The organism is Nonomuraea sp. NPDC001831 (assembly GCF_042892035.1).
In the GTDB taxonomy this organism is placed as follows: Bacteria; Actinomycetota; Actinomycetes; order Streptosporangiales; family Streptosporangiaceae; genus Nonomuraea.
The window spans coordinates 424,819-450,217 of record NZ_JBIATU010000006.1; the positions used below are offsets into that span (position 1 = coordinate 424,819).

Below are 25,399 nucleotides of genomic sequence, written 5' to 3' on the forward strand. Positions count from 1 at the left end.
GCCGGCACGGCCGGTCTCCCGGCCGCGGTGGCCGGGAGGCCGTCAGGGGCCTTCGGGGTCCACCGTGTCGGCGTCGGCCCAGAACGGCGCGGCCAGCTCGCGCAGCCGGGCCGCGCCGACCCGGTCGAGCAGGGCGAGCGCGCCCGCGTTGTCGGCGAGCTGGGCCGTGCTCGTGACGCCGAACAGCACGCTGGCCACCGCCGGATGGGTGAGGCAGAACGCCACGCACACCTGCGCGGGCGTCGCGTCCAGCCCGGCCGCCACCTCGGCCAGCCCGGCGGCGGCCGTCGCGGCCCGCGCGCGCACGCCGCCGGGGTCGGGGAAGACCGGCCGGGCGGGCCTGTCCTTCCCCGCCAGCAGCCCGCCTTCGAGCACGTCGCTGGCCTGCAGCGAGACGCCGGCGTCGAACACCTCGGAGAACGGCACCCCTTCCGGGATCGAGCGGCGGCACGGGTTGTACTTGAGCTGGGCCAGTTGCGGCCCCGGCGAGCCGAGGTCGCGGGCGTGGTTGCGGATGGTCAGGATCGAGGTGGCCGACCAGTTGTTGACGCCCCAGCAGCCGAGCAGCCCCTCGGCCTCCAGCGCGGCCAGCTCGCGGGCCAGCCGGCGCAGGTCGAGGTCGTCCCGGTGCACGTCGCCGACCACGGCCAGGTCGGCGTGGTCGGTGCCGGCCCGCAGCAGCGCGCGTTCGAGCTGGTCGCGCAGCGGACGCCCGGGGTAGTCGTCCAGCCAGAGCTTGACCGAGAGCAGGTAGTCCTCGCGGGCCAGGCCGGCGGCCCTGACCATGGCCGAGAAGAGCACGTCGGTGAAGACCGGCCGCTGCCCGGGCAGGCCGTAGACGCCCACGTCGAACAGGTTGACGCCGATCTCGACGGCGTGCCGCAGCAGCTCGACGGCCGCGCCGAAGTCCATCCGGTCGTAGGTGTGCCAGGACCCCAGCGACAACACCGACGCCTCGGGGCCGTGCGCGCCGATCTGGCGCTGGGGGACCTTGACCGTCATACGTTGGCCTCCGAGTCCCAGACCTGGTGGCGGCTGCGCCACCACAACAACGCCACCATCACCAGGAACGGCAGCACCCCGCGGTACTGCTGGACCGCCTCCAGCGAGGCCGTCACCCCTTCCAGGCAGCCCAGCAGCAGCCCGCCGGCCAGCGTCAGCCACAGGCTGCTGAACGCCCCCACCATGGCCACCGCCAGCGCGGTCGTGACCAGGTTGCCCAGCGTGGAGAAGTCGCCGCCGAGCCGCGGCGCGACCAGGACGATGACCAGGGTGCTGACCGCGCCGATCGCCACCCAGACGGCCAGCGCGAGCCGGGGCGCGGGGATGCCGACGACCTGCGCGGTGGCCGGTCGTTCCGACAGCGCCTGGAGCCGCAGCCCCACCCGGGTGCGCCCGAGCAGCAGCCCCACGCCGACCGTGATGAGCACCGCGAACGACAACGACACCAGCACCGCCTGCGGCACGACCACCTCGCCCACGGTGAAGGCGGGCGCGTCGAACGGCTGCGGGAAGCGCCGCGCGCCGCTGGTGTTGTTGCCGAACAGCCGCAGCCCGACCGACATCAGCGCGACGAACACCGCCACGGTGACGGCCGCCTTCGTGCGCAGGTCGTGCTCGCCGAACCAGCGCACCAGGCCGAGGCCGAGCAGCGCCGAGACCAGGCCGCCGGCCAGCGCCCCGAGCGGGAGCGCGAGCCAGACGTCCAGGCCGGCGTCGGTGAGGGTGACCATGACGAAGGCGCCCATCGCGCCCACGGCCGCCATCGCGAAGTTCACCACCGCGACGAGCCGGTAGGTCAGGACGACGCAGAGCCCGAGCAGCGCGTACACGCCGCCGCTGGTCAGGCCCGCGACCACGGAGTCGAGCATCAGCCGTTCCGCTTCGGGACGATGAAGCCCTCGGGCAGCACCGTCCACTTGCCGTTCTCGGCCTTGACGAAGCGGCTGCCCTCGATGGGGTTGTGCGTCTGGCCGGGGCCGAACACCCAGGGCGTGCCGACCATGGGGTAGGTGATGGGCTGCATCGACTTGAACGCCTTGGTCACCGACTCCCGGGTGATGTCCCCCTTGATCGTCTTGAGGACCTGGACGAACACGTCGGCTGCCATCACCCCGCCCTGGCTGAACGCGGTCTTCTGGATCTTGTTGTCGTTGACGATCTTCGCCCACCGCTCGTTGCCCGGCAGCGTCTCGTCGGTGTACGGCTGCCACTCGGTGCCCGCCTGGGCCTTCATGCCGGCCGGGATGAGGGCGGCGTTGGCGTCGGTGTAGGCGTTGGCCATGAGGATGAAGTCGACGTCCTGCATGCCCTGGGTCTTGGCCTGGGCGAACCAGGGCCCGACCTGGGCGTTGTAGACGACCGCCTGGCAGCCGCCGCTCTTGAGCTTGACCAGGTACGGCGTCGGGTCTCCCTGCCCCACCGAGGTGTCCTTGACGGTCAGCGTCTTGCCGGTGATGTCGCTCCACTCCTTGATGGCCGCGTCGATGCCGCCGCCGCTGCCGGGCAGCACGGTGAAGGCCAGGCACACCTTGTCGTGCTTGAGCGTCTCGGAGGCGTAGTAGAGCATCGCGGTCAGCAGCTTGAACGGGCCGGGGTTGACCGGCGCGATGTTCGGGCTGGTGAAGCAGGCCGGGTCCACGCCCACGGCCGGGATCGAGACGATCTGGGCCTTGCTGTAGGTGGCGCGGTTGAGCCCGCAGTCCACGGCGCTGGAGGAGCCGACGAACGCCACGACCTCCTCGGAGTCGATCAGCTCGCGCGCCGCCTCCGTGGAGCGCTGCGGGTTCATCGCGTCGTCCTTGCTGATCAGCTCGATCTTGCGGCCGTTGATCCCGCCGGCCTTGTTGACCTCCTCGAAGACGGCCTTGACCGCCTGCGGCACCTCGGGGGTCTGGAACAGGCCGGTGACGCCGTTGACGGCCCCGACCTTGATGGGCCCGTCGGTGCCCGAGCCGCCCGAGCAGGCCGTCAGAGCGGTCAGCAGGCCGAGGACGGGCAGGGCCACGAGTACGCGTTTCACGATGTCTCCTCCAAGACGGTGCCGAGGTAGGCGGCCCTGACGGCCGGTGCGTCCAACACGTCGAGCGTCGGACCCGAGGCGATCACGTGCCCGAAGTCCAGCACCGTGACCTGGCCGCAGGCGGCTCGTACGAGATCCATGTCGTGCTCCACCAGCAGGATCGACACGCCGAAGCGGGCCGGGACCTGGGCCAGGCGGCGGCCGAGCCGCAGCGACTCGGCGGCGGACTGGCCGGCGGCCGGCTCGTCGAGCAGCGCGACCTTCGGCCTGGCGGCGATCGCGGCGGCGACGTCGAGCAGCCTTCTGGTGCCCGCGTCGAGGATCGAGACCGGCACCTCGCCGGGCGGGCAGCCGAAGAAGCGCAACACCTCCTCCGTCTCCTGCCTGGGCAGGCGCCGCCCGGCGACGATCGCCAGGTACTCCTCCTGCGTCAGCTCCGGGGCGATGGCGGTGGTCTGGAACGTGCGGCGCAGCCCGCGCCGGGCCCTGACGCTCGGGCTGAGCCGGTCCAGTGGCTGCCCGGCGAGCACGACGGAACCCTCGTAGCGGGCGGCGAAGCCGGTGACCGCGGAGATCAGCGTGGACTTGCCGGCGCCGTTCGGGCCGATCAGGCCGGAGACGCCGAGGGCGGGCACGGTCAGGTCCACCCCGTCCAGGGCGACGACCTGGCCGAACCGCACGCTCAGCCCGCGGATCTCCAGCACGTTCCCCTCGCCCGCCGCCGGGGGAACCGGGGCCGGCTCCGCGGCGGGCGCGGCGGACGCGGCCTCCAGCAGGGGGCGGGCGGCCCGTTCGCGCCGGCGGGCGCGGGTGAAGTCGGTCTGGCTGACCCCGCTGCGCAGGGCGAAGATCGCCATGACGCCGAACAGGATGCCGCCGAGGTCCTGCGGCAGGCGCAGCTTCTCCAGGACCGTGGCCATGACCGCGCCGAAGATGCCGCCCAGGACGGCGCCCTCGGTGTTGTGCGGCCCGATGAGCACGGCGACCGCGAACAACGCCAGCGACTGCATCATCGCGAAATTGCCGGAGACGACGAGGCCGAGCTGCCCCGCCATCAGCCCGCCCCCGATGCCGGCGATGAACGCGCTGATGGCGAAGGCCGTGAGCTTGCTGCGGGCCACGGAGATGCCGTGCGCCGCCGCCGCCCGCTCGGAGTGCCGCAGCTCCAGCCACGACCGCCCGATCCTGGTCCGGTTGACCAGCGCCAGGCCGATCGCGATCAGCACGAACACGGCCATGGCCAGCACGAAGTACGCCGCGTCGGAGGAGAAGGGCTCCGGCCGGACGAGCGTCTTCAGCTCGGTCGTGCCGGGGAACTGGTTGGCGTTCAGCACGATGTCGGTGGAGACGGCGAAGCCGAGCGTGACGACGGCCAGGTTGACGCCCCGGATGCGCAGCGCGGGCAGCCCGATCGCGACGCCCACCGGCACGGCCGCCAGGCCGCCGAGCACCAGCCACAGCAGGAAGCCGCCGGGCGCGTCGGCCAGGTTCAGCCGCAGCACCACCCAGGCCCCGATCGCCGCGAACGACATCTGGCACAACGACATGACCCCGGCCCGCCCGACGATCACGCCGTAGCTCTGCATGAGCACGCCGCTGACCACGGCCGCGACCGCCAGGTAGATCCAGTACGGCGGCAGCACCCAGGGCAGCACCGCGCACGCCGCGACGGCCAGCCCCAGCCCCGGACCCCAGGTCTTCAGCAGCGTGTTCATCAGCTCCCGCCTTCCGTGCCGGCCGCCCGGGCGAGGCCGTCGTCGGTGACGGCGCCGAAGTAGAACTTGTGCAGCCGGTCCTGCGCCCCGCGCAGCTCCTCGCACGGGCCCTCGAAGACCACCCGGCCCTTGCGCAGCACGTACGCGCGGGCGCCGATCTCCAGCGCCAGGTTGGCGAACTGCTCGACGAGCAGCACCCCGATGCCCCGCTCGGCCAGCTCCCGCACCGAGCCCATCAGGCGGCGGACCACGACCGGCGCGAGCCCGAGCGACATCTCGTCGATGAGGACGACCTTGGGCCCGGCGATCAGCGCCCGGCCGATGACGAGCATCTGCTGCTCGCCGCCGGACAGGTTGGCGGCCGGCAGGGTGCGCCTGCGGTCCAGCTCGGGGAAGATGTCGTAGACCATGGCCGGGTCGCCGTCGCCGGAGACCAGCAGGTTCTGCTCCAGCGTGAGCGTGCGGAACACGGTGCGGGCCTGCTCGGCGTACCCGAGTCCGGCCTGGGCGCGGCGGTAGGTGGGCAGGCCGGTCAGCGGCGTGCCTGCGAGGGCGACCGTGCCGGCGGCGGCGGGGGCCAGGCCCGCGATGCCGTCGAGCAGGGTGGTCTTGCCGGCGCCGTTCGCGCCGAGCAGCACGGTGACCGTGCCGGGCGCGACGCCGAGGCTGACCTCGTGCACGACGGGCACCTCTCCCCTGGAGACGCTGAGGCCCCGTACGTCGAGGACGTCGTCCGCGGGAGCGCCCATCAGCGGCTCCGGCGGCGGTCGTCGGCCGCGGCGGCCGGCGGCGCGTGCGCCGGTCCGCGAGGGGCCCGATCGATGATGCGCCGTGCCTCGAAAGGTAGAGGCATCGTCACCTCCCGGCACGAAATCGTATCTGATTCCATGTACGTTATGCGGATGGAAATGAGAGTGTCCAGAGCGGAGCGGATATGAAATCTGCGGCTGACAACAGGTCGGCGGATCTGGTCATGACCGGCGGCGTCGTCCACACGATGAACGCGGCCGGCCATCTCGCGTCCGGCATCGCGATCAAGGACGGACGCATCGTCAGGGTCGGCACTCCACTGCAGGTCCAGGCCATGGTGGGCCCGGGGACGCGGGTCGTGCGCCTGCGCGGCAGATCGGTGCTGCCCGGCATCAACGACAGCCACCTGCACGGCGCGTGGCTCGGCCTGCGCTGGCCCGACCTCCTGCTGGACCGGCTGACCGGCACGGCCGACCTCGTCCCCGACTCCCGGCTGGGCAAGCAGGAGGAGCGGCGGGCGGCGATCCTGCGCGCCGGCGACCTGCTGGCCTCCCTGGGCATCACCAGCTACACCGAGCCCGGCCTCGGCCCGTGCGAGCACGACGGCGGCGGGCGCTTCGGCGTCGAGGTCCTGCGCGAGTACGCCGGGATGGCCGCGCGGGGCGAGCTCAAGGCGCGGGTGAGCGCGCTGCTGCTGTTCGCCGAGGTGGACGGGCGCAGCTCACTGCCCGACCTGGTCGCCGGGCTGCGCGACCTGACGCCGCCCGCCGAGGTGCCGGGCTGGTTCAAGGTGACCGGGGTGAAGATCTTCGCCGACGGCATCCCGCCGATGCGCACGGCCTGGAGCGACGAGCCGTACGAGGACGGCACGCACGGCGCCCCGCTGGTCGAGGGCGACTCGGAGGACGAACGCGAGACCGCCCTGACGACCATGATCGAGACCGCCGCCGCGGCCGGGCACCAGGTCGCGGTGCACGCCACCGGCAGCCGCGCGACCAGGACGGTCACGCGCGCCCTGGCCGGAGCCCCCGGGCGACGCCACTACCTCGTCCACGGCGACGTCCTGCATCCGGACACCCTCAAGACGATGGCCGCGGCCGGCATCGGCCTGACCACCCAGCCGGGCATCGCCGCCGCCGCCTCCCCCATGCTGCGCGACGCCCTGGGCCAGGCCGCGCTCGGGCACGCCTGGCCGGTGCGGGACGCGCTGGCCGCCGGCGTACGGCTCAGCCTCAGCTCCGACGCCCCCATGCTCACCCCCGACTGGCGGCACGGCGTGGCCGCGGCCGCCACCCGGTGGGCCGTCGAGGGCGCGCGCGACCAGCGGCTCGCCCTGGACCAGGCGCTGCGCGCCTACACCAGCACCCCGGCCTGGCAGGAGGGCGCGGAGTCGTGGAAGGGCTCGCTGGAGCCGGGCAAGGTCGCCGACCTGTGCGTGCTCGACGACAGCCTGCTGGACGCGCACCCGGCCGACCTGCCCGAGGTGCCGGTCGCGATGACGATGGTGGACGGCAGGATCGTCTACGAACGCTGACGGGGCCGCTCGCGGGGGCGCGTCGGGGGGGCACTCTTGGGGTTTACAGCTCCACGTGGTGGTCAGGGTCGCCGCCGAGGCGGCTGCCGCCGCCGCCCAGGGCCGAGATGCGCGCCATCTCCTCGGGCGACAGCTCGAAGTCGAAGACCTCCAGGTTGTGGCGCATCCGCCCGGGGTCGGCCGACTTGGGGATCGGCACCGCGCCGAGCTGCACGTGCCAGCGGAGCACGACCTGCGCGGGGGTGCGGTCGTGCGCGGCGGCGACCTCGGTGACGGCCGGGTCGTCGAGCAGCTTGCCGCCGGCGCCGAGCGGGCTCCACGACTCGGTCGCCACGCCGTGCCCGGTGAGCCAGGCGAGCAGGCCGGGCTGGGGGAAGCCAGGATGCAGCTCGACCTGGTTGACCGCGGGCCACACGCCGCTCGCGTCGACCACCCGCTCGATCTGCTCAGGGGTGAAGTTGGAGACGCCGATCGAGCGGGCCAGCCCCTCCTCCCGCAGCCGGACGAACGCCTTCCAGGTGTCGACGAACAGCCCGTGGCCGGGCAGCGGCCAGTGGATGAGGTAGAGGTCGACGTAGTCGAGGCCGAGGCGGGACCGGCTCTCCTCGAATCCGCGCAGCGCCAGGTCGTAGCCGTGCTGGGCGCCGCGCAGCTTCGTGGTGACGAACAGCTCCTCGCGCGGCACGTCCGACTCGGCGACCGCCGCGCCCACGCCGCGCTCGTTGCCGTAGCTGGCGGCGGTGTCGATCAGCCGGTAGCCGAGCGAGAGGGCGTGGCCGACGGCCTGGCGGGCCTGGCGGTCGTCCATCGGCCAGGTGCCGAGGCCCAGGCGCGGCATGGCGCGGCCGTCGGAGAGCACGAGGGTCGGCGCGGTCGTCATGGCGGTCCTCTTCCTGGTGCGGGCAGGTGACGTACCTACCCGCCGCCACGATGATCAACCTGCGCGGCGGACCGCGCGCCACGTCGCGGCGCGGGCGGCGTACGATCCGAGACGTGATCACCGCTCCCCGCCTGCTCGCCGTCAGCGACCTGCACGTGCACCATCCCGACAACCGCGCGTTCGTCGAGGAGCTGCGCCCCGGGTCGGACGGCGACTGGCTGCTCGTCGCGGGCGACGTCGGCGAGCTGACGACGGACATCGGCTGGGCGTTGCGGCTGCTGGCCGACCGGTTCGCGAGGGTGGTCTGGGCGCCCGGCAACCACGAGCTGTGGACGCCGGCCCGCGACCCGGTGCGGCTGCGCGGCGAGGAGCGCTACCGGTACCTGGTGGAGCTCTGCCGCGATCTCGGCGTGCTCACGCCGGAGGACCCGTACCCGGTGTGGGAGGGGGCGCGCGGCCCGGTCACGGTGGCGCCGCTGTTCGTCCTGTACGACTACACCTGGCGTCCGGAGGGCGCGACGACCAAGGAGGAGGCCCTGCGCACGGCCTACGACGCGGGGATCGTCTGCACCGACGAGGTCATGCTCCACCCCGACCCCCACCCCGGCAGGGACGCCTGGTGCGCGGCCCGGGTCGAGTACACCGAGGCGCGGCTGGCCGCCCGGCCCGCGGGGCTGCCGACCGTGCTGGTCAACCACTATCCGCTGGTCCGCGAGCCGACGCGGGTGCTCACCCATCCGGAGTTCGCGCAGTGGTGCGGCACCGAGCGCACCGCCCGCTGGCACCGCGAATACGACGCCGCCGCCGTCGTGTACGGCCACCTGCACATCCCGCGGCTGACCCACCACGACGGCGTGCCGTTCATCGAGGTCTCGCTCGGCTACCCGCGCGAGTGGCGGCCGCGGCCGAACCCGCCGGCGCTGCCCCGCGTGATCGACGTGTGAGCGCCGGCCCGGGTCAGCCCTCCAGGTAGCGCAGGATCGCCAGCACCCGCCTGCTGTAGCCGGTGTCGCGCGGCAGGTCGAGCTTGTCCATGATGGCGTTGACGTGCTTCTCCACGGTGGACGCCGAGACGTGCAGGCGCTCGGCGATGGCCGCGTTGACCAGCCCCTGGGCCAGGTGCGCCAGCACCTCCGACTCGCGCGGGCTGAGCCGGCTCAGCGGGTCGGCGCGGCTGGTGCGGGCCAGCAGCCGCCGCACCACCTCGGGGTCGAAGGCGGTGCCGCCGGCGCGTACGCGCTCGAGCGAGTCGAGGAAGTCGGCCACCTCCGAGACCCGGTCCTTCAGCAGGTAGCCGAGCCCTTCGGCGGGCCCGGCCAGCAGGGTGGCGGCGTAGTGGGGCTCGACGTACTGGGACAGGACGAGCACGCCCACCTCGGGCCGGCGCGCGCGGATCTCCAGGGCCGCCCGCAGCCCCTCGTCCTTGTGGCCGGGCGGCATGCGCACGTCGATCACCGCCACGTCGGGCCGGTGATCGGCGACGGCGGCCAGCAGCGCGGGCGCGTCGCCCACGGCCGCGACGACCTCGTGCCCGGCCTCGGCGAGCAGCCGGGTCAGGCCCTCGCGCAGCAGCACGGAGTCGTCGGCCAGGATCAGCCGCACGGCGGCTCCTTGGGCAGCGTGGCAACGATCTTCGTGGGGCCGCCGGGCGGGCTGTCCACGGTGAACGCGCCGTCGAGCGCCAGGACCCGGCGGGCCAGCCCGGACAGGCCGCCGCCCGCGGGATCGGCGCCGCCCCCGCCGTCGTCGGAGATCGCCACGCTCACCGTCCGTTCGTCCTCGGCCACGACGACCAGGATGTCATGGGCGCGGGCGTGCTTGACCGCGTTGGTGATCGCCTCCCTGGTCACGAAGTACAGGGCGGTCTCGATCTCCGTGGCGGGCCGGGCCGACAATCCGTAGTGGACGGTGACCGGCACCGCGGCGCGTTCGGCGACCCCGGCCAGCGCGGCCTCGATGCCCAGCTCGTCCAGGGCGGTGGGGTAGATGCGCCAGGCGACGCTGCGCAGCTCGTCCAGGAGGCGGCGGGACTCGGCGTAGGCCTGGTCGACCAGCTCGGCGGTCCGTTCGTGGTCGTGGCCGTGCCTGGCCCGGCCGAGCAGCATGGCCAGGGCCACGCCGCGCTGCTGGACGCCGTCGTGCAGGTCGCGTTCGATCCGGCGGCGCTCGTCGTCCACGGCCCGGACGATGCCCGAGCGGGTGGCGGTCAGCTCGGCGATGCGGCGGCGCATGAGCTCCCGGCCGCCGGGGCCGAGGAAGTGGGCGGCCAGGCGGCGTTCGAGCACGCCGGCGGCCAGGGCGAGCAGCGCGGTCACCGTCAGCAGCGCCACGCCGCCGGTCAGGCCCAGCATGCCGCCGGTGGTGACGATCCGCACGCCCGGCAGCTCGACGGGGACGGGGTCCGAGCCGCCCACGATCAGGTCCCACGCCCCGCCGCCCAGCAGCAGGCCGCCGACGAACAGGGCGACGGCGCAGCCGTACCCGCCGAGCACGCCCAGGGCGGCGCGGGCGGCGAGGTAGGCGTAGCCGCCGTCGCGGGTGGGGGCGGGGTGGCCGAACCACCGGGTCAGCCGGGCGCGTTCGAGCGCCATGAGCCGAGCCGCGCCGCGCCGGGCCAGGGGGCGCGCGGCCGGGACCAGGATGGCGGGCCAGGCCAGGCAGAGGAAGGCCAGCTCGACCGCGCCGAGCGCCATGCCCGCCAGCACCCCGGCCAGCGCCTTGACCGCCCGGCTGCCGGCGTTCTCCTGGTTGCCCGGCATGGGCTCGAACGCCTTGACCGCCCGGCTGCCGGTGTTCTCCTGGTTGCCTGGCATGGGCCCGAAGTTGTCCGACACGGGCCCGAAGTCTAGGCGTCGCGGCGGCGCAGCACGGCGTAGCCCGCCGCCAGCGCCGCCGCCGCCCAGCCCAGCAGCCAGGCCAGGCCCTCCCCCGCCGAGTACGGGACGGGCCCGCCGGTCAGGTTGTCCTCGCTGCCCATGAACGCCAGCCCGGCGAACGTCGGCGTGCGCAGCGAGAAGTCCAGCGCCGCCTGGCTCCCGGTCATCAGCAGCACCAGCGGCAGGCCGAGGAGCAGCATGAACACCACGGTCAGCGTGCCCGCCGCGCTGCGCATCGCGGCCCCGGCGCCCAGCGTCGTCACCGCCACCAGGGCGAAGAACGCGCCCGCGCCCGCCACGTCCCGCACGGCCTCCCCGAACGGCAGCACGACCAGCCCGCCGAACACGTCGGCCTGCAGCACCACGTAGACCGCCGCCGTCGCCACCGCCCCCGACAGCACCCCGGCGGCGAACATCACCGGCGCCACCACCAGCGCCTTGGCGGCCAGCACGAGCCCGCGCACCGGCGTGGCCTGCAGCGTGACCCTGATGCCGCCCGAGGAGTACTCCGACGTGATCGCCAGCATGGCCAGGGCGACCAGCGCGAACTGCACGAACGACGTGGCCGACACCACGGACTCGCTCGCCGTCACCCGCGCGCCGGGCGCCCCCTCGCGGACCGCGTCGGTGGCCGCGGCGGCTGCCAGGGCCACGGCGGTCAGCACCATGAGCGCCGCCGCGCCGGCCAGGCACCACCACGTGGACCGGACCGACCACAACTTGCCCCACTCGGCCCGTGCCGCCTGCCACAACGCCGCCGTCACGCGCCCGCCTCCGTCGTCCCGTGCGCCGTCCCGTGCGCCGTCCCGTGCGCCGTCCCGCGCGTCGTCCCGTACTCCACGCTGCTCTCCGTCAGCTCCTGATAGGCCTGCTCCAGGGACGCCTCCCGGGTGCGCAGGCCGTGCAGCCTGATCCCGGCCTCGTAGGCCAGGTCGCCCACCCGCTCGACGGGCGCGCCGGTGGCGACGACCTCGTTCTCGGCGACGCGCTCGGCGGCGATCCCGGCGGCGCGCAGGCGTCCGGCCAGCTCCCCGGCGTGCGGGGTGCGGGCCAGCACGGCCGTCAGCGAGCTGCGCCCGATGACCTCGGCCAGGGGCGCGTCGGCGATCAGCCGGCCCTTGCCGATCACCACCAGGTGGTCGGCGGTGAGCTGCATCTCGCTCATCAGATGGCTGGAGACGAACACCGTGCGGCCCTCGGCGGCCAGCGACCGCATGAGCCGGCGCACCCACCGCACGCCGTCGGGGTCGAGCCCGTTGACGGGCTCGTCGAACAGCAGCACCGCCGGGTCGCCGAGCAGCGCGGCGGCGATGCCGAGCCGCTGGCTCATGCCGAGCGAGAGCGCCCCGGCCCGGCGGTTCGCCGCCCCGGCCATGCCGACGCTCTCCAGCACCTCGTCCACCCGCCGCACGGGGATGCCGTTGCTGCGGGCCAGCGCGGTCAGGTGCGCCCGCCCGCTGCGCCCGGGGTGCAGCGCCCGCGCGTCGAGCAGCGCGCCGACCGTCCGCAGCGGGTTCCTGATCCGGTGGTACGGCACGCCGCCGACGAGCGCCGTGCCCGCCGAGGGCCGGTCGAGCCCGAGGACGAGCCGCATCGTGGTGGACTTCCCGGCGCCGTTGGGCCCGAGGAACCCGGTCACCGCGCCGGGTCTCAGCTCCAGCGACAGGTCGTCCACCGCCGTCCGGTCGCCGTACCGCTTGGTCAAACCCTTCAGACTGATCACGAGGGTCAACGCTAGGCAGCAGGAGGGCGGGCCACCATGGGGCCCGGCCGCCGACCTCGATGGCGGAAAACCGGAACAGACCAGGTCGCGGCGCCGTCCGGCCGGGGCGGCCGCGCCCAAACAAGACGGTGCCGTTGCCCCGCGTTGACGTGCGGCTCACTACGGTTGCCGAGCATGACCGAAGACAAGAGCCGGAACCGGCGGCGGATCAGCATCGACGAAGCGGGCCTGGACAAGCGCAGGTCCGCGATCCAGGCGCTCATGGAGCTGCCGCCGCCGGCGGTGCCGGAGCAGGCGGCCGCCTACGCCGAGCCGACCGTCTACGCAGAGGCGACCGTCTACGCAGAGGCGACCGTCTACGCAGAGGCGACCGTCTTCACCGAGGAGACCGTCTTCGCCGAGACGGCCGCGAGCGCTCCGCGCGCCCCCCGGCCGGACTTCGGCTGACCCCGCCCCTCGCGGGTGGCCCGGCCGGGGCGGGACCGGCCGGGGCGGGGCCGGGCGGGGCGGGGCCGGGCGGGTAGCACAGCCGGAGCGAGGTCCCGGGCCGCGTGGACGGCCCGGGGACGGCCCGGGGACGGCCCGCGGAGGGTCAGTCGGTGCCGAGTTCCATGGCGGCGCGGTCGAGCAGTTCGTCGTCCTCGGAGACCTCGCCGCGCGAGGCGATGGCCTCCGCGCCGCCCTGCGGCATCGCGCCGATGAGGCCGGTCGAGGCCGCCTGCGCGGCGCCGATGAGCGCCGGGTGGGTGGTGCCGACCATGCCGAGCGTGGCGTACTGCTCCAGCTTGGCGCGCGAGTCGGCGATGTCCAGGTTGCGCATGGTGAGCTGGCCGATGCGGTCGACCGGGCCGAACGCGGAGTCCTCGGTGCGCTCCATCGACAGCTTGTCGGGGTGGTAGCTGAAGGCCGGGCCGGTGGTGTCGAGGATCGAGTAGTCCTCGCCGCGGCGCAGCCTCAGGGTGACCTCGCCGGTGACCGCCGTGCCGACCCAGCGCTGCAGCGACTCGCGCAGCATGAGCGCCTGCGGGTCGAGCCAGCGGCCCTCGTACATGAGCCGGCCGAGCCGCCGGCCCTCGTTGTGGTACGTGGCCAGGGTGTCCTCGTTGTGGATGGCGTTGACCAGGCGCTCGTAGGCGGCGTGCAGCAGCGCCATGCCGGGGGCCTCGTAGATGCCGCGGCTCTTGGCCTCGATGATGCGGTTCTCGATCTGGTCGGACATGCCCAGGCCGTGCCGGCCGCCGATCGCGTTGGCCTCCATGACCAGGTCGACCGGGGAGCCGAACTCCTTGCCGTTGATCGTGACCGGGCGGCCCTGGTCGAAGCCGATGGTGACGTCCTCGGGGAGGATCTCGACCTCGGGGTCCCAGAAGCGCACGCCCATGATCGGCTCGACGGTCTCGATGCCGGTGTCGAGGTGTTCGAGGGTCTTGGCCTCGTGGGTGGCGCCCCAGATGTTGGCGTCGGTCGAGTACGCCTTCTCGGTGCTGTCGCGGTAGGGCAGCCCGTGCGCGAGCAGCCACTCCGACATCTCCTTGCGCCCACCGAGCTCGGAGACGAAGTCGGCGTCGAGCCACGGCTTGTAGATGCGCAGGTGGGGGTTGGCCAGCAGGCCGTAGCGGTAGAACCGCTCGATGTCGTTGCCCTTGAACGTGGAGCCGTCGCCCCAGATCTGCACCTCGTCCTCGAGCATGGCCCGCACCAGCAGGGTCCCGGTGACGGCGCGGCCGAGCGGCGTGGTGTTGAAGTAGGCCCGGCCGCCCGAGCGGATGTGGAACGCGCCGCAGGTGAGCGCGGCCAGGCCCTCCTCGACCAGCGCGGCGCGGCAGTCGACCAGGCGCGCGAGCTCGGCCCCGTAGGCCAGCGCGCGGCTGGGCACCGAGGCGATGTCGGGCTCGTCGTACTGGCCGATGTCGGCGGTGTAGGTGCACGGGACGGCGCCCTTGTCGCGCATCCACGCGACGGCCACCGAGGTGTCGAGACCGCCGGAGAAGGCGATGCCGACCCGCTCGCCGGTGGGCAGGGAGGTGAGAACCTTGGACATAGAAGAAGATTATGCATTGCAACGCATGTTCATGCAAAGCCAGCCCCTCATCCGGGTGCGGGACCGGGATTTCCGGCGCGGGGTGGACAACCGGGCGGGGACGTGATCTGACGGAGGAAGGACCGCCGACGATCACGAACAGGAGCACCGGGACATGAGCGACAAGCCGCGACTGCACTCAGCCGGCCCCACCCACCTGGACCGCGCCCGCGACCTGCGCCCGCTGATCGAGAGCGAGGCGGCCGAGGCCGAGGCGCTGGGCCGGCTGACCGACCCCGTCGTGGCCGCCCTGCACCAGGCCGGGCTGTTCGGCATCTGGCTGCCCGCCCCGCTGGGCGGCTCGGAGTTGTCGCCGTCGGAGCTGCTCGCCCTCTTCGAGGAGCTGACCTACGCCGACGCCTCGACCGGCTGGGTGGTCATGGCCACCACGCTGGAGAACGGCACGGCGGGCGCCTACCTGGGCGACGACGCCGTCGAGCACATCTTCGGCGGCCCACGCACGCCGCTGTTCGCGGGCCAGGGCACCCGGCCGGGCACCGCCGTGCGCGAGGACGGCGGCTTCCGGCTGACCGGCCGCTGGGGCTTCGCCTCGGCCATGCCGCACGCCCAGTACGTGCACAGCCTGGGCGTCGTGGAGGGCACCGGCGAGGAGCGCATCTTCATCACCCCCGTCGAGGACGCCGAGCTGCTCGGCAACTGGGACGTCCTGGGCCTGCGCGCCACCGGCAGCCTCGACTACGCCATCGACGGCGTCTTCGTGCCGGAGTCGCGCACGCATCCGTTCGCCCAGCGGGAGCCCCTGCGCGGCGGCGCGATCTACCGGCTGGGCCTGCTGGACCAGGCGCTGATCGCCCATTCCGCCTGGGCGCTCGGCCTCGGCCGCCGCCTGCTGGACGAGCTGGGCCGGCACGTCGCGGCCCGCGCCGGACGTCCGGGTCAGCTCGCCGTCAGCGACGCCTTCCACACCGGTTTCGCCCGCGCCGAGGCGGCCCTGCGGGCGGCGCGCGCCCTGGTCCGCGAGACGTGGGACGACGTCGAACGCACCCTGGACGCGGGCGGCACGCTGTCCACCCGTCAGGAGACGATGGTGCGGCTCGCGCTCAACCACGCCACCTCGACGCTCACCGAGGTCGCCGGGTTCGCCTACGCCTCGGGCGGCACGACGGCGCTGCGCGACGGCCTGCTCCAGCGCCTGTTCCGGGACGCCCACGCCGGCGCCCAGCACATCACCTCGGGCCCGCAGGCGCTGCGGGAGTGCGGCCGCGAGCTCGCCGGGCTGGCCCAGGGCGAGGAGTGGACGCTCTTCACCCTGGAGCCCTGACCCGAAGCCCTCTGTAACCCTGACCCGACCTGAAGCCCCCTGAAGCCCTGATCGACCTGAACCCCTGCCCCGGCGCCCCCCAGCACCGCCGCAGGACGGCAGCGCTGCCGGGAGGTCAGTGTTGCCGGGAGACCTGGGCGGTGTGCAGGGCGGCGGCGGTGGCGATCTTGTGGTTGCGGGCCGCCTGCTCGATCACCTCGGCCTCGGCGTCGCCCTCGATCAGGCTCAGCAGGTGGTCGTGCTCCTCCACCGACCTGCGCGCCCGCCCCGGCACGTACGTGAAGCTGGAGCGGCGCATGTGGTCGAGCCGCGCCCACTCCGACTCCAGCAGGGCGTTGAGGTGCTCGTCGGGGCAGTGGCGGTAGAGGGAGAAGTGGAACTCGCGGTTGAGCGCGGTGAAGGAGGTGGGGTCGAACTCCTCCAGCGCCTCCTTCATCCGCTCGTTGATCTCCCGCGACTCCTGGATCTTGGCCGCGTCCATGTGCGGCGCGCAGATGGCCGTGGCGTAGCCCTCCAGCCGGGCCAGCACGTTGAGGGTGTGCTCGACCTGCACCGAGTCGAAGACGGCGACCCGGGCGCCGATGTTGCGCACGACCTCGACCAGCCCGTCGGACTGCAGCCTGCGCACGGCCTCGCGCAGCGGGATCGTGCTGACGCCGGTCTCCCGGGCGAGCTGGTCCATGACCAGCCGGTAGCCGGGGCCGTACGTGCCGTCGAGGATGCGGGCCCGCAGCAGGTCGTAGCTGATCTCGGCCTTGGAGCCCTTGGGCCGCTTGGCCTGGGCCGGTTTTCTCGTGCTGCTCACCATCACCTCTGCAGGACCTTCATGATGGCGTCGCGGAAGCCCGCGCCCGCCGGCGCTTCGACGCGACCGCCCGGAGCCCTCACCGGCTCCGCCCCCGGAGTCACCTCGACGATACGCTGGACGCCCGCTGTCATCCCCTCATCTTGCCCGACCACGAGCACGCGCGGCGCCTGGTCCCCCGCGCGGACGGCCCGTCCGCGCGGGGCTCCGGAGGAGCGGGGGACGGCCCACCGGGAGATCAGCCCCGCCATCCAGAACCTCCGTCTGTCCTATTTCACATATGATTTTAGATCTTATCGTACGCGGGCACGGGGAAGTCCACGACCACCTGCCCGGTTCCCGTCGAGCCGAAGTACGGGCACAACTGCTCCCCCCGCTCCTTGTACGACCGCCACCCCAGCAGCCCGAACAACATCGCCGTGTCCGCCATCGCGCCCTCCCCCGCGCAGCGCACGTTGTAGTCGGGCAACATGTCCAGGAACTCGCCGATGCGTCCTTCGACCCACATGTCCAGCACGGCCATGTCGATCTTCCGGTTGAGCGGGCTGCTGACCTCGTTGAGCAGCGACTCGGCGGTCTCGTTGGAGGGGAAGGCATGCGAGAGCGAGCCGCTGGCCAGGAAGGCGACCCGGCGGCCGCTCTGCCGGATGCCGCGCAGCAGCGCCTCGCCGATGCGCCGGTTCTCGTCGATCGAGGAGTAGATGTTGCAGCCGATCGGCAGCACCCGCACGCCGGAGTCCTCGTTCATGAAGTGCATCGGCACCAGCGTCGCGTACTCCAGGCCCAGGTCGCGGTAGGTGTGCACGAGCGCCTTCTGCCCACCGGCGGCGATCTCGGCGCGGATCAGCTCGGCCAGCTCTGGGTCGCCCGGATAGTCGTACTCCAGGTCGTGGATGAAGTGCGGCAGCTCGTGGCTGGCGTAGGAGCCGCGGTGGCGCTCCTTGCCGTTGAGGTGGAAGCCGATGCTGTTCATCCAGTGGGTGTCGGCGATCAGGTACGTGTCCACCCCCAGCTCCCGCGCCCGCCTGCCCACCTCGGTGAGCGCCAGCTCGGCGGGCCGCCGGATGCCGAAGTGCCTGCCCGGCTGGATCGACAGCCAGATCGACGGCACATGCGTGATCTTGGCTGCCAGGACGAGCTCTCCCATCACACCCTCCCCAGGTGCGTCCAGACGCCCTTGACCTCGGTGTAGGCGTCGATGGCGTACGGGCCCATCTCCCTCCCCCACCCGCTGGCCTTGTAGCCGCCCCACGTGGTGGCGGCGTCGGGCACATGGATCATGTTGATGAACACGGCTCCCGCCCGGATCCGGGCGGCCAGGCGGTGGGCGGTCGACAGGTCGTTGGTCCAGATGGAGGCGGCCAGGCCGTACTCCAGTCCGTTGGCGCGGCCGGCGATCTCGTCGGGGTCGTCGTAGGCCAGCACCGGGATGACGGGCCCGAACACCTCCTCGCGGGCCACGGCCATGGCGTCGGTCACCTCGGCGAACACGGTCGGGCGGTAGAAGAAGCCGGGGCCCTCGGCGCGCCTGCCGCCGGTGACGAGTTGCGCGCCATCGTACAGCGCGCTGCGGACGTGGGCGTCCACGGCCATCAGGTGGTCCTCGCTGATCAGCGGGCCGAGGTCGGTGGCCGGGTCGAGGCCGGGTCCGACCTTGAGCGCGTCGGCCGCGGCGGCCATCTTCGAGGTGAACTCGTCGACGCGCTTGCGGTCGACGTAGAAGCGCGAGTACGCGGCGCAGACCTGGCCGCTGTTGAACAGCGCGCCCTGGACGTTGCCCGCCACCGCGGCGTCGATGTCGGCGTCGGCCGCGATGATGCTCGGGGTCTTGCCGCCGAGCTCCAGCGTCAGGCGCTTGAGGTTGTCCGCGCTGGCGTGCACGAGCGAGCGGCCGACCGCCGTCGAGCCGGTGAAGGAGATCTTGTCCACGCCCGCGTGCCCGGCCAGCGCCGCGCCGGTCTCCGGGCCGCCGGTCAGCAGGTTGACCACGCCGGGCGGGAACCCGGCCAGCGCCATCAGCTCCACCAGCCGGACCGTGGTCAGCGGGGTCTGCTCGGCGGGCTTGACGATCACCGTGTTGCCGCAGGCCAGGGCGGGGGCGAGCTTCCAGGCGGCGATCATCAGCGGGAAGTTCCACGGAGTGATGAGCGCGCACACGCCGACCGGCTCGCGCCGGGTGTAGTGCAGGGTGTCGGGGTACGAGACGGGCAACACCGAGCCCTCGATTTTCGTACACCATCCCGCGAAATATCGGAAATGTTCGGCGGTGCCGGGGACGGTCACGTTCCGCGCCACCGCCAGCGGCTGGCCGTTGTCCCTGGTCTCCAGCTCGGCCAGCTCGTCGGCGTGCTCCTCCACCAGGTCGGCCACCTTCCACAGCAGCCTCGCGCGGGCGGCGGCGGGCATCTCGGCCCAGGCCGGGTCGTCCAGCGCGGCCCTGGCCGCCGCCACCGCGCGGTCCACGTCGGCGGGGCCGGCCTCGGCGCACTCGGTGATCACGGTGGCCTCCGCCGGGTCCAGCGTGGCGAACGTCGCGCCGTCCGCGGCCGGGCCCCAGGCGCCGCCGATGTACAGGCCGGTCATGAGCCGATCTCCTCTCGCACCATGTCCGCGCACCGCTCGCCGATCATGATGGCGGGCGCGTTCGTGTTCCCTGACGTGACGGCGGGCATCACCGAGGCGTCGGCGACGCGCAGCCCGTCGATGCCGTGGACTCTGAGCCGCTGGTCCACGACGGTTCCCATGGCGCAGGTCCCGACCTGATGGTGGTAGGTCACCAAGGTCCTCTCTATGTGCTCGGACAGTTCGCGGTCACCGGGATACAGCTCCGCGCCCGCCCATTCGCGCAGGGCGGCGGCGTGGGCCAGCTCCCGGCACAGCTCGACGGCCGCGCGCATGCACGCGCGGTCGGCGGCCGCCTCCAGGTAGGCGGGGTCGATGTGCAGCGGCGCGTCGGGGTCGGCCGAGGTCAGCGCCAGGTGCCCCCTGCTCTCCGGCCGGACGATCCCGGCCATGAGCGTGAAGGCGTCCGGCGGGCCGGTCATGCCCTCGTCGTACAGGGGGATGTGGAAGAACAGCGGCTGCACGTCGGGGCCGGGCAGTCCGGGGCGGCTGCGCCAGAAGAGCTGGCTGTGCATCGGCTGCAGGCCGGGCATCGCGGGCGGCACGGGCCGCCGGGCGGCCACGATCACCGGGACGAGCGCGTGGTCGTGCAGGTTGCGTCCGACGCCGGGCAGGTCCTCCACCGCCTTGATGCCGTGCCGGCGCAGCTCGGCCGCGTCGCCGAGGCCGCTCAGCAGGAGCAGGCGCGGCGACTCGACGGTCCCGGCGCTGACCACGACCTGTGCGGCGGCCCCGACCTGGTGCAGGCGGCCGTTCTGGCGGTACTCCACGCCCACGCAGCGCCGCCCGCGCAGGAGCAGCCGGCGGGCGCGCGCCCCGGTGCGGATCTCCAGGACGGGCCGGTCGCAGCGCGGGCGCAGGTAGGCGTCGGCCGTGCTGTGCCTGCGGCCGTGCCGGATAGTGAGCTGGCAGAACCCGGCGCCGTCGGGACGCTCGCCGTTGCAGTCGGGGTTGAACGGCAGGCCCTGCTCCACGGCGGCCGCCACGATCGCCGCGTTGACCTGGTGCGGCGCGTAGTCGGCGATCACCCGTACCGGCCCGCCGACGCCGTGGTAGTCGCCGGGCCCGCGGTCGAAGTCCTCCAGCCGCTTGAAGTACGGCAACACCTCGGGGTACGACCAGCCGGGCCCCCAGGCGTCGTAGTCGGCCGGCGCGCCCCTGACGAAGATCATGCCGTTGAGCGAGGACGAGCCGCCCAGCACCTTCCCGCGCGGCCAGTGCGGACGCCGCCCGCCCAGCCGCCGCTGCGGCGCCACCCGGTAGTCGTAGTCCTCGGGGCCGCCCCACAGCCGGAACACCCCGCCGGGGTCATGGATGTCGGGGTTGACGTCGGGGCCGCCCGCCTCCAGCAGCAGCACGCGCAGCGCCGCGTCGTCGGCCAGCCGGCGGGCCACCGCGGCGCCCGCCGAGCCCGCGCCGACCACGACGACGTCAAAGGTCTCCATCGCCCGCTCCCAGATAGGCCGACCGCAGCCGGCCGCGCAGCTCGTCCGGCGTGCCGCGCAGGACGACCCGGCCCCGGTCCAGCACGTGCACGCGGGTGGCCAGCTCCAGGGCGAGCCGGGTGTACTGCTCGATGAGCAGCACCCCGGCGCCGGCCTCGGCGAGCGCGGCCAGGGCGGGGACGAGCCTGGACACCACGGCGGGGGCCAGGCCGAAGGACAGCTCGTCCACCAGCAGGTAGCGCGGCCCGCCGGTGACGGCCTGGGCCAGGGCGAGCATCTGCTGCTGGCCGCCGGACAACGTGCCGGCCCGCCGGTCGCGCAGCCCGGCCAGTTCGGGGAAGGCGGCCAGGGCCGGTCCCGGGTCGGGGCCGGCCACCCGCAGGTTGTCGGCCACGCTCAGCGAGCGCAGCACCCGGTGACCCTCGGGCACGGCGGCCACGCCCAGCGCCCGGACCCGTTCGGGACGCAGCCCGGTCAGCTCGTCGCCGTCGGCGGTGACGGTGCCCGCCTCGACCGGCAGCAGCCCGGCCACGGCGAGCACGAGCGTGCTCTTGCCCGCGCCGTTCGCGCCGAGCAGCGCGGTGATGCGGCCGGGCGGCACGTCGAGCGTCACGTCGTGCAGGACCTCGCGCCCGCCTCTGCGCACGCGCAGGCCGCGCACCTCCAGGCTCACGGCGCCTCCCCCAGGTAGGCAGCGCGCACCCGCTCGTCGGCCAGCACCGCCGCGGTCGGGCCGGCCGCGACCAGCCGGCCGAAGTCCAGCACGGCCGTGGTGGCGCAGACCTCGCCGACCAGGGCCACGTCGTGCTCGATGAGCACCACGAGCGCCCCGAACCGGTCCGGCACGGCCGTCACGACCTCGGCCAGCGACCGCGACTCGGCCTCCGACAGCCCGGCGGCCGGCTCGTCGAGCAGCACGATCCTGGGCGTGCCGACCAGGGCGCGGGCCAGTTCGAGCCGCCGCCGTTCCGGCAGCGTCAGCTCGGCCGCCGGGCGTCCGGGGTCGCTCAGGCCGCAGAACGCGAGCAGGCCCTCGTCCGGGCCGCCCAGGTGGTCGGCGGCCAGGCGCAGGTTGCCGGCCACGCTCAGCTCGGCGACCACCTGCTCCTGCTGGAACGTGCGGCGCAGCCCCCACCGGGCCCGCCGGTGCGGCGCGAGCGCCAGCAGGTCGGCGCCGCCGGCCGTGACCCGCCCGGAGACCGGCCGGACGAAGCCGGACAACACGTTGAACAGGGTGGTCTTGCCCGCGCCGTTGGGCCCGATGAGCCCGCACAGGCCGGAGTCGAAGGTCAGGGTGACGCCGTCCAGCGGGCGCACGCCGCCGAAGCGCACCCGCAGGTCCTCGATCTCCAGCCTCATGCGCGCCGCCGCAGGTCCTCTAGCTGCCCGCCGATGCCGCGCGGGGCGGTGACCAGGGCGTGCACGGTGCCCGCGCCGAAGACGACGAGCATGAGGTTGCCGTCGAGCCCGGCGGCGTCGAGCGCGGCGGGCACGACCTGGCCGACCACGCCGGACAGCACCACGCCGGTCAGCCCGTACGCGCCGCCGACCAGGACGACGGCGAACAGCAGCACCGAGTCCGAGGCCCGGAACGAGATCGGGTCCAGCCGCCCGGTGTTGGCGGCCAGCAACGCCCCCGCGGTCCCGGTGACGAACGCCGCCAGCGCGAACGCCCACACCTTGTACCTGGTCAGGGCCACGCCGACGGCCAGCGCGCCGGCCTCGCCGCTCCTGATCGCCGCCCACGCCCGCCCCGGCCGCCCGCGCTGGTGCAGCACGACGAGGACGAGCGCGAGCACCGCGCACAGCACGGCGAACCGGAAGAACCCGGCGTCGGAGGCCGCCATCGAGGGCCGCGGCATGGCCTGCTGCGTCCCGCTGCCCGCCACGCGGCCGAGGAACCCGGGGCCGCCGTCGGGGAACCCGGTCGCCGAGAACGCCACCTGGAACGCCCCGCCGGCCATGAGCGTCACCAGGGCCAGGTCCACGCCGGACAGGCGCAGCGCGGGCAGCCCGTACACGATGCCGACCAGGCAGGTGACCGCCCCGGCCGCCAGCACGACCAGCGGGAACGGCCACCCGGTGGCGAAGGCCAGCCGCAGCGCCACCCAGCCGCCGACGCCGAGCAGCGCCACCTGGCCGAGCGAGACCAGCCCGAGCCGGGCGTACAGCAGGGCGATGCCCGCGGCGGGGATGACGAAGATGACCGCGGAGGTGAGCACCCGCACCCAGTAGCCGTCCACGGCCAGGGGCACGAGCACCGCCAGCGCCGCGGCCCCGGCGGCCAGCCCGAGCACCACGCGCAGCACCGAGCGCGCGTCGCCGGGCGGCAGCGGCCGGGTCCGCGCCGGCAGCGCGGGCTCGGCGGGGCGCACCTCGACCGTGCCGCCGCGCCTGGCCCGTGCCCCTGTGCGCTGCAACCACAGGATCGCCGCGACGGCCACCGCGAACGGCGCCACCGACCGGTACGGCGCGGTCTGCTCCCACGCCCCGCCCAGGGCCTCGGCCAGCCCGATCGCCAGCCCGGCCGCCAGCGTGACCGGCAGCGACCGGAAGCGGCCGACCACGCCCGCCGCCAGCGAGGCGATCACCAGGAAGGTCAAGGTGCCGGCCTCCAGCCGGGTCAGCGAGCCGAGCACCAGCCCGGTCAGCCCGGCCACCGCGCCGCCCGCGGCCCAGGTGACGGTCTCGACCCGCCGGATGGGCACGCCGAGCAGCGCGCTGATCTCGCGGTCGTCGGCCAGCGCGCGCATGGCGGTGCCGAAGCCGGTCCGGCGCAGCAGCACGGCGGTCCCGGCGGTCAGCGCCACGGCCAGGGCCAGCGCGAGCGCCTGGGTGAGCGTGACGCGCGCGCCGCCCACGTCGAACCCGGCCGTGTCGGTCGGCAGGGTGAGCGTGCGCGGGTCGTCGCTCCACGTCCAGTAGCACAGGCCGAGCAGCACGAGGGCGAGGCCGAGCGTGCACACCGCCTTGACCAGCGGGTCGCGGGCGGCGACGAGCGGGCCGACCAGGCCGCCGTACAGACCGGACAGCAGCGCCGACAGCAGCGGCGCGGCCGCCAGCGCGGCCACGACCGGCCAGCCGTCCTGCAGGAGCTGCCAGGACAGCAGCGCGCCGATCGCGCCGAGCGCGCCGTAGGCCAGGTTGAGCACGCCCGTGGCCCGGTAGAGCACGACGATGCCCACGCCCGACAGCGCGTAGACGGCGCCGAGGGCGAGCCCGCTGATGACGAACGGCAACATCAGCCGGTCAGCCCCGACTGCTTCTCCTCCCGCAAGAGCGGCGCGAGGTCGGGGTCCTGGGTCGGCGTGCAGTCCTTGATCTTCGACCAGCCGCCGCCCTTCATCGTGACGTAGCGGGTGTCGTGGTTGGCGTTGTGGCGGGCGGCGCGGCCGAAGTACCAGGGGGCGCAGAGCAGGTCGCTGCGGAAGCCCTTGACCTGCGACAGGGCCCGGCTCACCGAGGCGCGGTCGATCGTCCCGCCGGTCCTGGTCAGGGTGTCGACGAAGATCTTGGCGGCCAGGAAGCCGCCCTGGGAGAAGGAGTCGCGGGGTGCCTTGTCGTCGGCGTACTCGTCCATGACGCGGCGCCAGAGCTTGTTGTCGGGGGTGCCGGCGTCGAGCATGGTGAACTCGGAGTTGGACACGAAGCCCTCCCAGTAGCTGCCGACCTGGCCGGGGAAGGTGGTGTCGTAGCAGGGCGTCAGGCAGACGAAGGTGACCTTGTCCTTGAGGCCCTGCGCCTGGGCCGCCTTGAGGATGGCGGCGTCGTCGGGGGCGGGGTCCTGGAGGATGATCGCGTCCGGGCGGCCCCGCATGGCTTCGAGGAGCACGGCGGTGGCGTCCTTGACGCCGGGGTCGTGCAGCACGTCGCCGGCCGAGGTCAGGCCCTTGGTCCTGAGGTAGGCGCGCACGCCGTCCTGGGTCCAGTCGCCGACGCCCGGCACCCGGTTGCTGATCTGGGCGACCCTTCTGGCGCCCTTGACCTCGACGGCGTACTGGGCGGCGGCCACGGCGCTGACCCTCGGCCCCGCGTTGACCGGGGCGATGCGCGGCGACTCGAAGCACGCCCGCGGCACGCCGACCGCGAGCACGTCGAACAGCCCGTTCTGCTCCCAGATCGGGCCGGAGACGCCGCAGGCGACGAAGCTGGAGCCGCCGACCAGGGCGACCAGGTCCCGGTCGCCGGCCAGCTTGGTGGCCAGGGCCGAGGCCTTCTGCGGGTTGAGTCCGTCGTCCTCGACCAGGTACTCGACCGGACGGCCGCCGATGCCCCCGCCGGCGTTGACGCAGTCGAAGTACGCCTTGGCCGCCTTGGGGGCCGAGCTGAAGTCGATGCCGCCGCTCGCGGTGACGATCGCGCCGACGGTGATCGGGGTCCCGGTGGCGGGCTTGCCCGTGCCGCAGGCCGTCCTGGCGGCGCCGCCGTCCTGGCCCGTCCCGCAGGCGGAGACCACCAGAGCGATCGCGGCGAACCACACCAGGCGTCGTGGACATCGCATACGCACCCCTCCTCGAAGCGCCGTGCGTCCAGCCCCGATGGACAAATCATGTACGACATCAGATATTTCTGTCCATAGGTTCCCCATGTATCATCGACGATGTCCTATACGATTTCCCGGGAAGTTGCGAGGGGCCTACCGCTGGGCCTTCGACCTGGGAAATC

At 73.8% G+C, this 25,399-nt stretch carries 23 protein-coding genes; 4 read left to right on the forward strand and 19 right to left on the reverse strand.

Going from position 1 to position 25,399, the window contains the following annotated elements; translation table 11 throughout:
- Window positions 1-42: 42 nt before the first annotated feature.
- The 5 genes from ACFYYW_RS22575 to ACFYYW_RS22595 are packed head-to-tail and all read right to left on the reverse strand — an operon-like array spanning window position 43 to window position 5,486.
- Window positions 43-1,002, reverse strand: coding sequence for an aldo/keto reductase (locus ACFYYW_RS22575; protein ID WP_387651093.1), 960 nt, complete (start codon window positions 1,000-1,002; stop codon window positions 43-45).
- Entirely contained in the window at window positions 999-1,871 is an 873-nt protein-coding gene (locus tag ACFYYW_RS22580) for a branched-chain amino acid ABC transporter permease (protein ID WP_352327509.1), read from the reverse strand. The genes ACFYYW_RS22575 and ACFYYW_RS22580 overlap by 4 nt, the downstream gene beginning before the upstream one ends.
- Complete coding sequence (locus ACFYYW_RS22585; RefSeq protein WP_352327510.1) at window positions 1,871-3,022, reverse strand: ABC transporter substrate-binding protein; 1,152 nt, start codon at window positions 3,020-3,022, stop codon at window positions 1,871-1,873. The genes ACFYYW_RS22580 and ACFYYW_RS22585 overlap by 1 nt, the downstream gene beginning before the upstream one ends.
- On the reverse strand, window positions 3,019-4,737 hold the full coding sequence (locus tag ACFYYW_RS22590) for an ATP-binding cassette domain-containing protein (RefSeq protein WP_387651097.1): 1,719 nt from the start codon (window positions 4,735-4,737) through the stop codon (window positions 3,019-3,021). The genes ACFYYW_RS22585 and ACFYYW_RS22590 overlap by 4 nt, the downstream gene beginning before the upstream one ends.
- Window positions 4,737-5,486, reverse strand: coding sequence for an ABC transporter ATP-binding protein (locus ACFYYW_RS22595; RefSeq protein ID WP_387651099.1), 750 nt, complete (start codon window positions 5,484-5,486; stop codon window positions 4,737-4,739). Before ACFYYW_RS22595 ends, ACFYYW_RS22590 begins: the two co-directional genes overlap by 1 nt.
- Before the next feature lie 185 nt (window positions 5,487-5,671).
- Between ACFYYW_RS22595 and ACFYYW_RS22600 the strand changes: the two genes are divergently transcribed.
- Window positions 5,672-7,021, forward strand: a complete 1,350-nt coding sequence (locus tag ACFYYW_RS22600; RefSeq protein WP_387651101.1) for an amidohydrolase — start codon at window positions 5,672-5,674, stop codon at window positions 7,019-7,021.
- 43 nt (window positions 7,022-7,064) lie between these two features.
- On the opposite strand, the gene ACFYYW_RS22605 is transcribed toward ACFYYW_RS22600, so the two are convergent.
- Window positions 7,065-7,901 carry an aldo/keto reductase gene (locus ACFYYW_RS22605; protein ID WP_387651104.1) on the reverse strand — a complete coding sequence of 279 codons (837 nt, stop codon included), beginning with the start codon at window positions 7,899-7,901 and terminating at the stop codon, window positions 7,065-7,067.
- Window positions 7,902-7,927: 26 nt separating this feature from the next.
- On the opposite strand from ACFYYW_RS22605, the gene ACFYYW_RS22610 reads away from it, so the two are divergent.
- Window positions 7,928-8,845, forward strand: a complete 918-nt coding sequence (locus ACFYYW_RS22610; RefSeq protein WP_387651107.1) for a metallophosphoesterase family protein — start codon at window positions 7,928-7,930, stop codon at window positions 8,843-8,845.
- A gap of 13 nt (window positions 8,846-8,858) precedes the next feature.
- Here ACFYYW_RS22610 and ACFYYW_RS22615 read toward each other — a convergent pair whose 3' ends face one another.
- Genes ACFYYW_RS22615 through ACFYYW_RS22630 form a run of 4 tightly spaced genes read right to left on the reverse strand, consistent with a single transcriptional unit; the run spans window position 8,859 to window position 12,500 of the window.
- Complete coding sequence (locus ACFYYW_RS22615) at window positions 8,859-9,503, reverse strand: response regulator transcription factor (protein WP_352327515.1); 645 nt, start codon at window positions 9,501-9,503, stop codon at window positions 8,859-8,861.
- A complete protein-coding gene (locus tag ACFYYW_RS22620) occupies window positions 9,494-10,735 on the reverse strand; it encodes a sensor histidine kinase (RefSeq protein ID WP_387651110.1) in 1,242 nt (413 codons plus the stop codon). Before ACFYYW_RS22620 ends, ACFYYW_RS22615 begins: the two co-directional genes overlap by 10 nt.
- A gap of 11 nt (window positions 10,736-10,746) precedes the next feature.
- The gene (locus ACFYYW_RS22625; RefSeq protein WP_387651112.1) at window positions 10,747-11,541 is read right to left on the reverse strand and encodes an ABC transporter permease; all 795 of its coding nucleotides are present in this window, start codon (window positions 11,539-11,541) and stop codon (window positions 10,747-10,749) included.
- Window positions 11,538-12,500: an ATP-binding cassette domain-containing protein gene (locus tag ACFYYW_RS22630; RefSeq protein ID WP_387651114.1), complete on the reverse strand. Its 963-nt coding sequence runs from the start codon at window positions 12,498-12,500 to the stop codon at window positions 11,538-11,540. Before ACFYYW_RS22630 ends, ACFYYW_RS22625 begins: the two co-directional genes overlap by 4 nt.
- A 174-nt stretch (window positions 12,501-12,674) precedes the next feature.
- Between ACFYYW_RS22630 and ACFYYW_RS22635 the strand changes: the two genes are divergently transcribed.
- Entirely contained in the window at window positions 12,675-12,947 is a 273-nt protein-coding gene (locus ACFYYW_RS22635) for a hypothetical protein (protein ID WP_387651116.1), read from the forward strand.
- A 145-nt stretch (window positions 12,948-13,092) separates the two neighbouring features.
- Here ACFYYW_RS22635 and argG read toward each other — a convergent pair whose 3' ends face one another.
- Entirely contained in the window at window positions 13,093-14,541 is a 1,449-nt protein-coding gene (gene argG, locus ACFYYW_RS22640; RefSeq protein WP_364390527.1) for an argininosuccinate synthase, read from the reverse strand.
- Window positions 14,542-14,695: 154 nt separating this feature from the next.
- Between argG and ACFYYW_RS22645 the strand changes: the two genes are divergently transcribed.
- Window positions 14,696-15,862, forward strand: a complete 1,167-nt coding sequence (locus ACFYYW_RS22645; RefSeq protein WP_387651119.1) for an acyl-CoA dehydrogenase family protein — start codon at window positions 14,696-14,698, stop codon at window positions 15,860-15,862.
- Between the two features lie 115 nt (window positions 15,863-15,977).
- On the opposite strand, the gene ACFYYW_RS22650 is transcribed toward ACFYYW_RS22645, so the two are convergent.
- From ACFYYW_RS22650 to ACFYYW_RS22685, 8 genes are all read right to left on the reverse strand, one after another.
- Entirely contained in the window at window positions 15,978-16,670 is a 693-nt protein-coding gene (locus ACFYYW_RS22650) for a GntR family transcriptional regulator (RefSeq protein WP_364390575.1), read from the reverse strand.
- Between the two features lie 283 nt (window positions 16,671-16,953).
- Complete coding sequence (gene hpaD, locus ACFYYW_RS22655; protein WP_387651122.1) at window positions 16,954-17,814, reverse strand: 3,4-dihydroxyphenylacetate 2,3-dioxygenase; 861 nt, start codon at window positions 17,812-17,814, stop codon at window positions 16,954-16,956.
- A complete protein-coding gene (locus ACFYYW_RS22660) occupies window positions 17,814-19,250 on the reverse strand; it encodes an aldehyde dehydrogenase family protein (RefSeq protein WP_352330958.1) in 1,437 nt (478 codons plus the stop codon). Before ACFYYW_RS22660 ends, hpaD begins: the two co-directional genes overlap by 1 nt.
- The gene (locus tag ACFYYW_RS22665) at window positions 19,247-20,734 is read right to left on the reverse strand and encodes a GMC family oxidoreductase (RefSeq protein WP_387651125.1); all 1,488 of its coding nucleotides are present in this window, start codon (window positions 20,732-20,734) and stop codon (window positions 19,247-19,249) included. Before ACFYYW_RS22665 ends, ACFYYW_RS22660 begins: the two co-directional genes overlap by 4 nt.
- Window positions 20,721-21,407: an ATP-binding cassette domain-containing protein gene (locus ACFYYW_RS22670; RefSeq protein WP_364417040.1), complete on the reverse strand. Its 687-nt coding sequence runs from the start codon at window positions 21,405-21,407 to the stop codon at window positions 20,721-20,723. Before ACFYYW_RS22670 ends, ACFYYW_RS22665 begins: the two co-directional genes overlap by 14 nt.
- Window positions 21,404-22,093, reverse strand: a complete 690-nt coding sequence (locus ACFYYW_RS22675; protein WP_352328227.1) for an ATP-binding cassette domain-containing protein — start codon at window positions 22,091-22,093, stop codon at window positions 21,404-21,406. The genes ACFYYW_RS22670 and ACFYYW_RS22675 overlap by 4 nt, the downstream gene beginning before the upstream one ends.
- Window positions 22,090-23,976 (reverse strand): hypothetical protein, encoded by a 1,887-nt coding sequence (locus ACFYYW_RS22680; RefSeq protein ID WP_387651128.1) that lies wholly within the window; start codon window positions 23,974-23,976, stop codon window positions 22,090-22,092. The genes ACFYYW_RS22675 and ACFYYW_RS22680 overlap by 4 nt, the downstream gene beginning before the upstream one ends.
- Complete coding sequence (locus ACFYYW_RS22685; protein WP_387651131.1) at window positions 23,976-25,235, reverse strand: ABC transporter substrate-binding protein; 1,260 nt, start codon at window positions 25,233-25,235, stop codon at window positions 23,976-23,978. The genes ACFYYW_RS22680 and ACFYYW_RS22685 overlap by 1 nt, the downstream gene beginning before the upstream one ends.
- Between the last annotated feature and the right edge of the window lie 164 nt (window positions 25,236-25,399).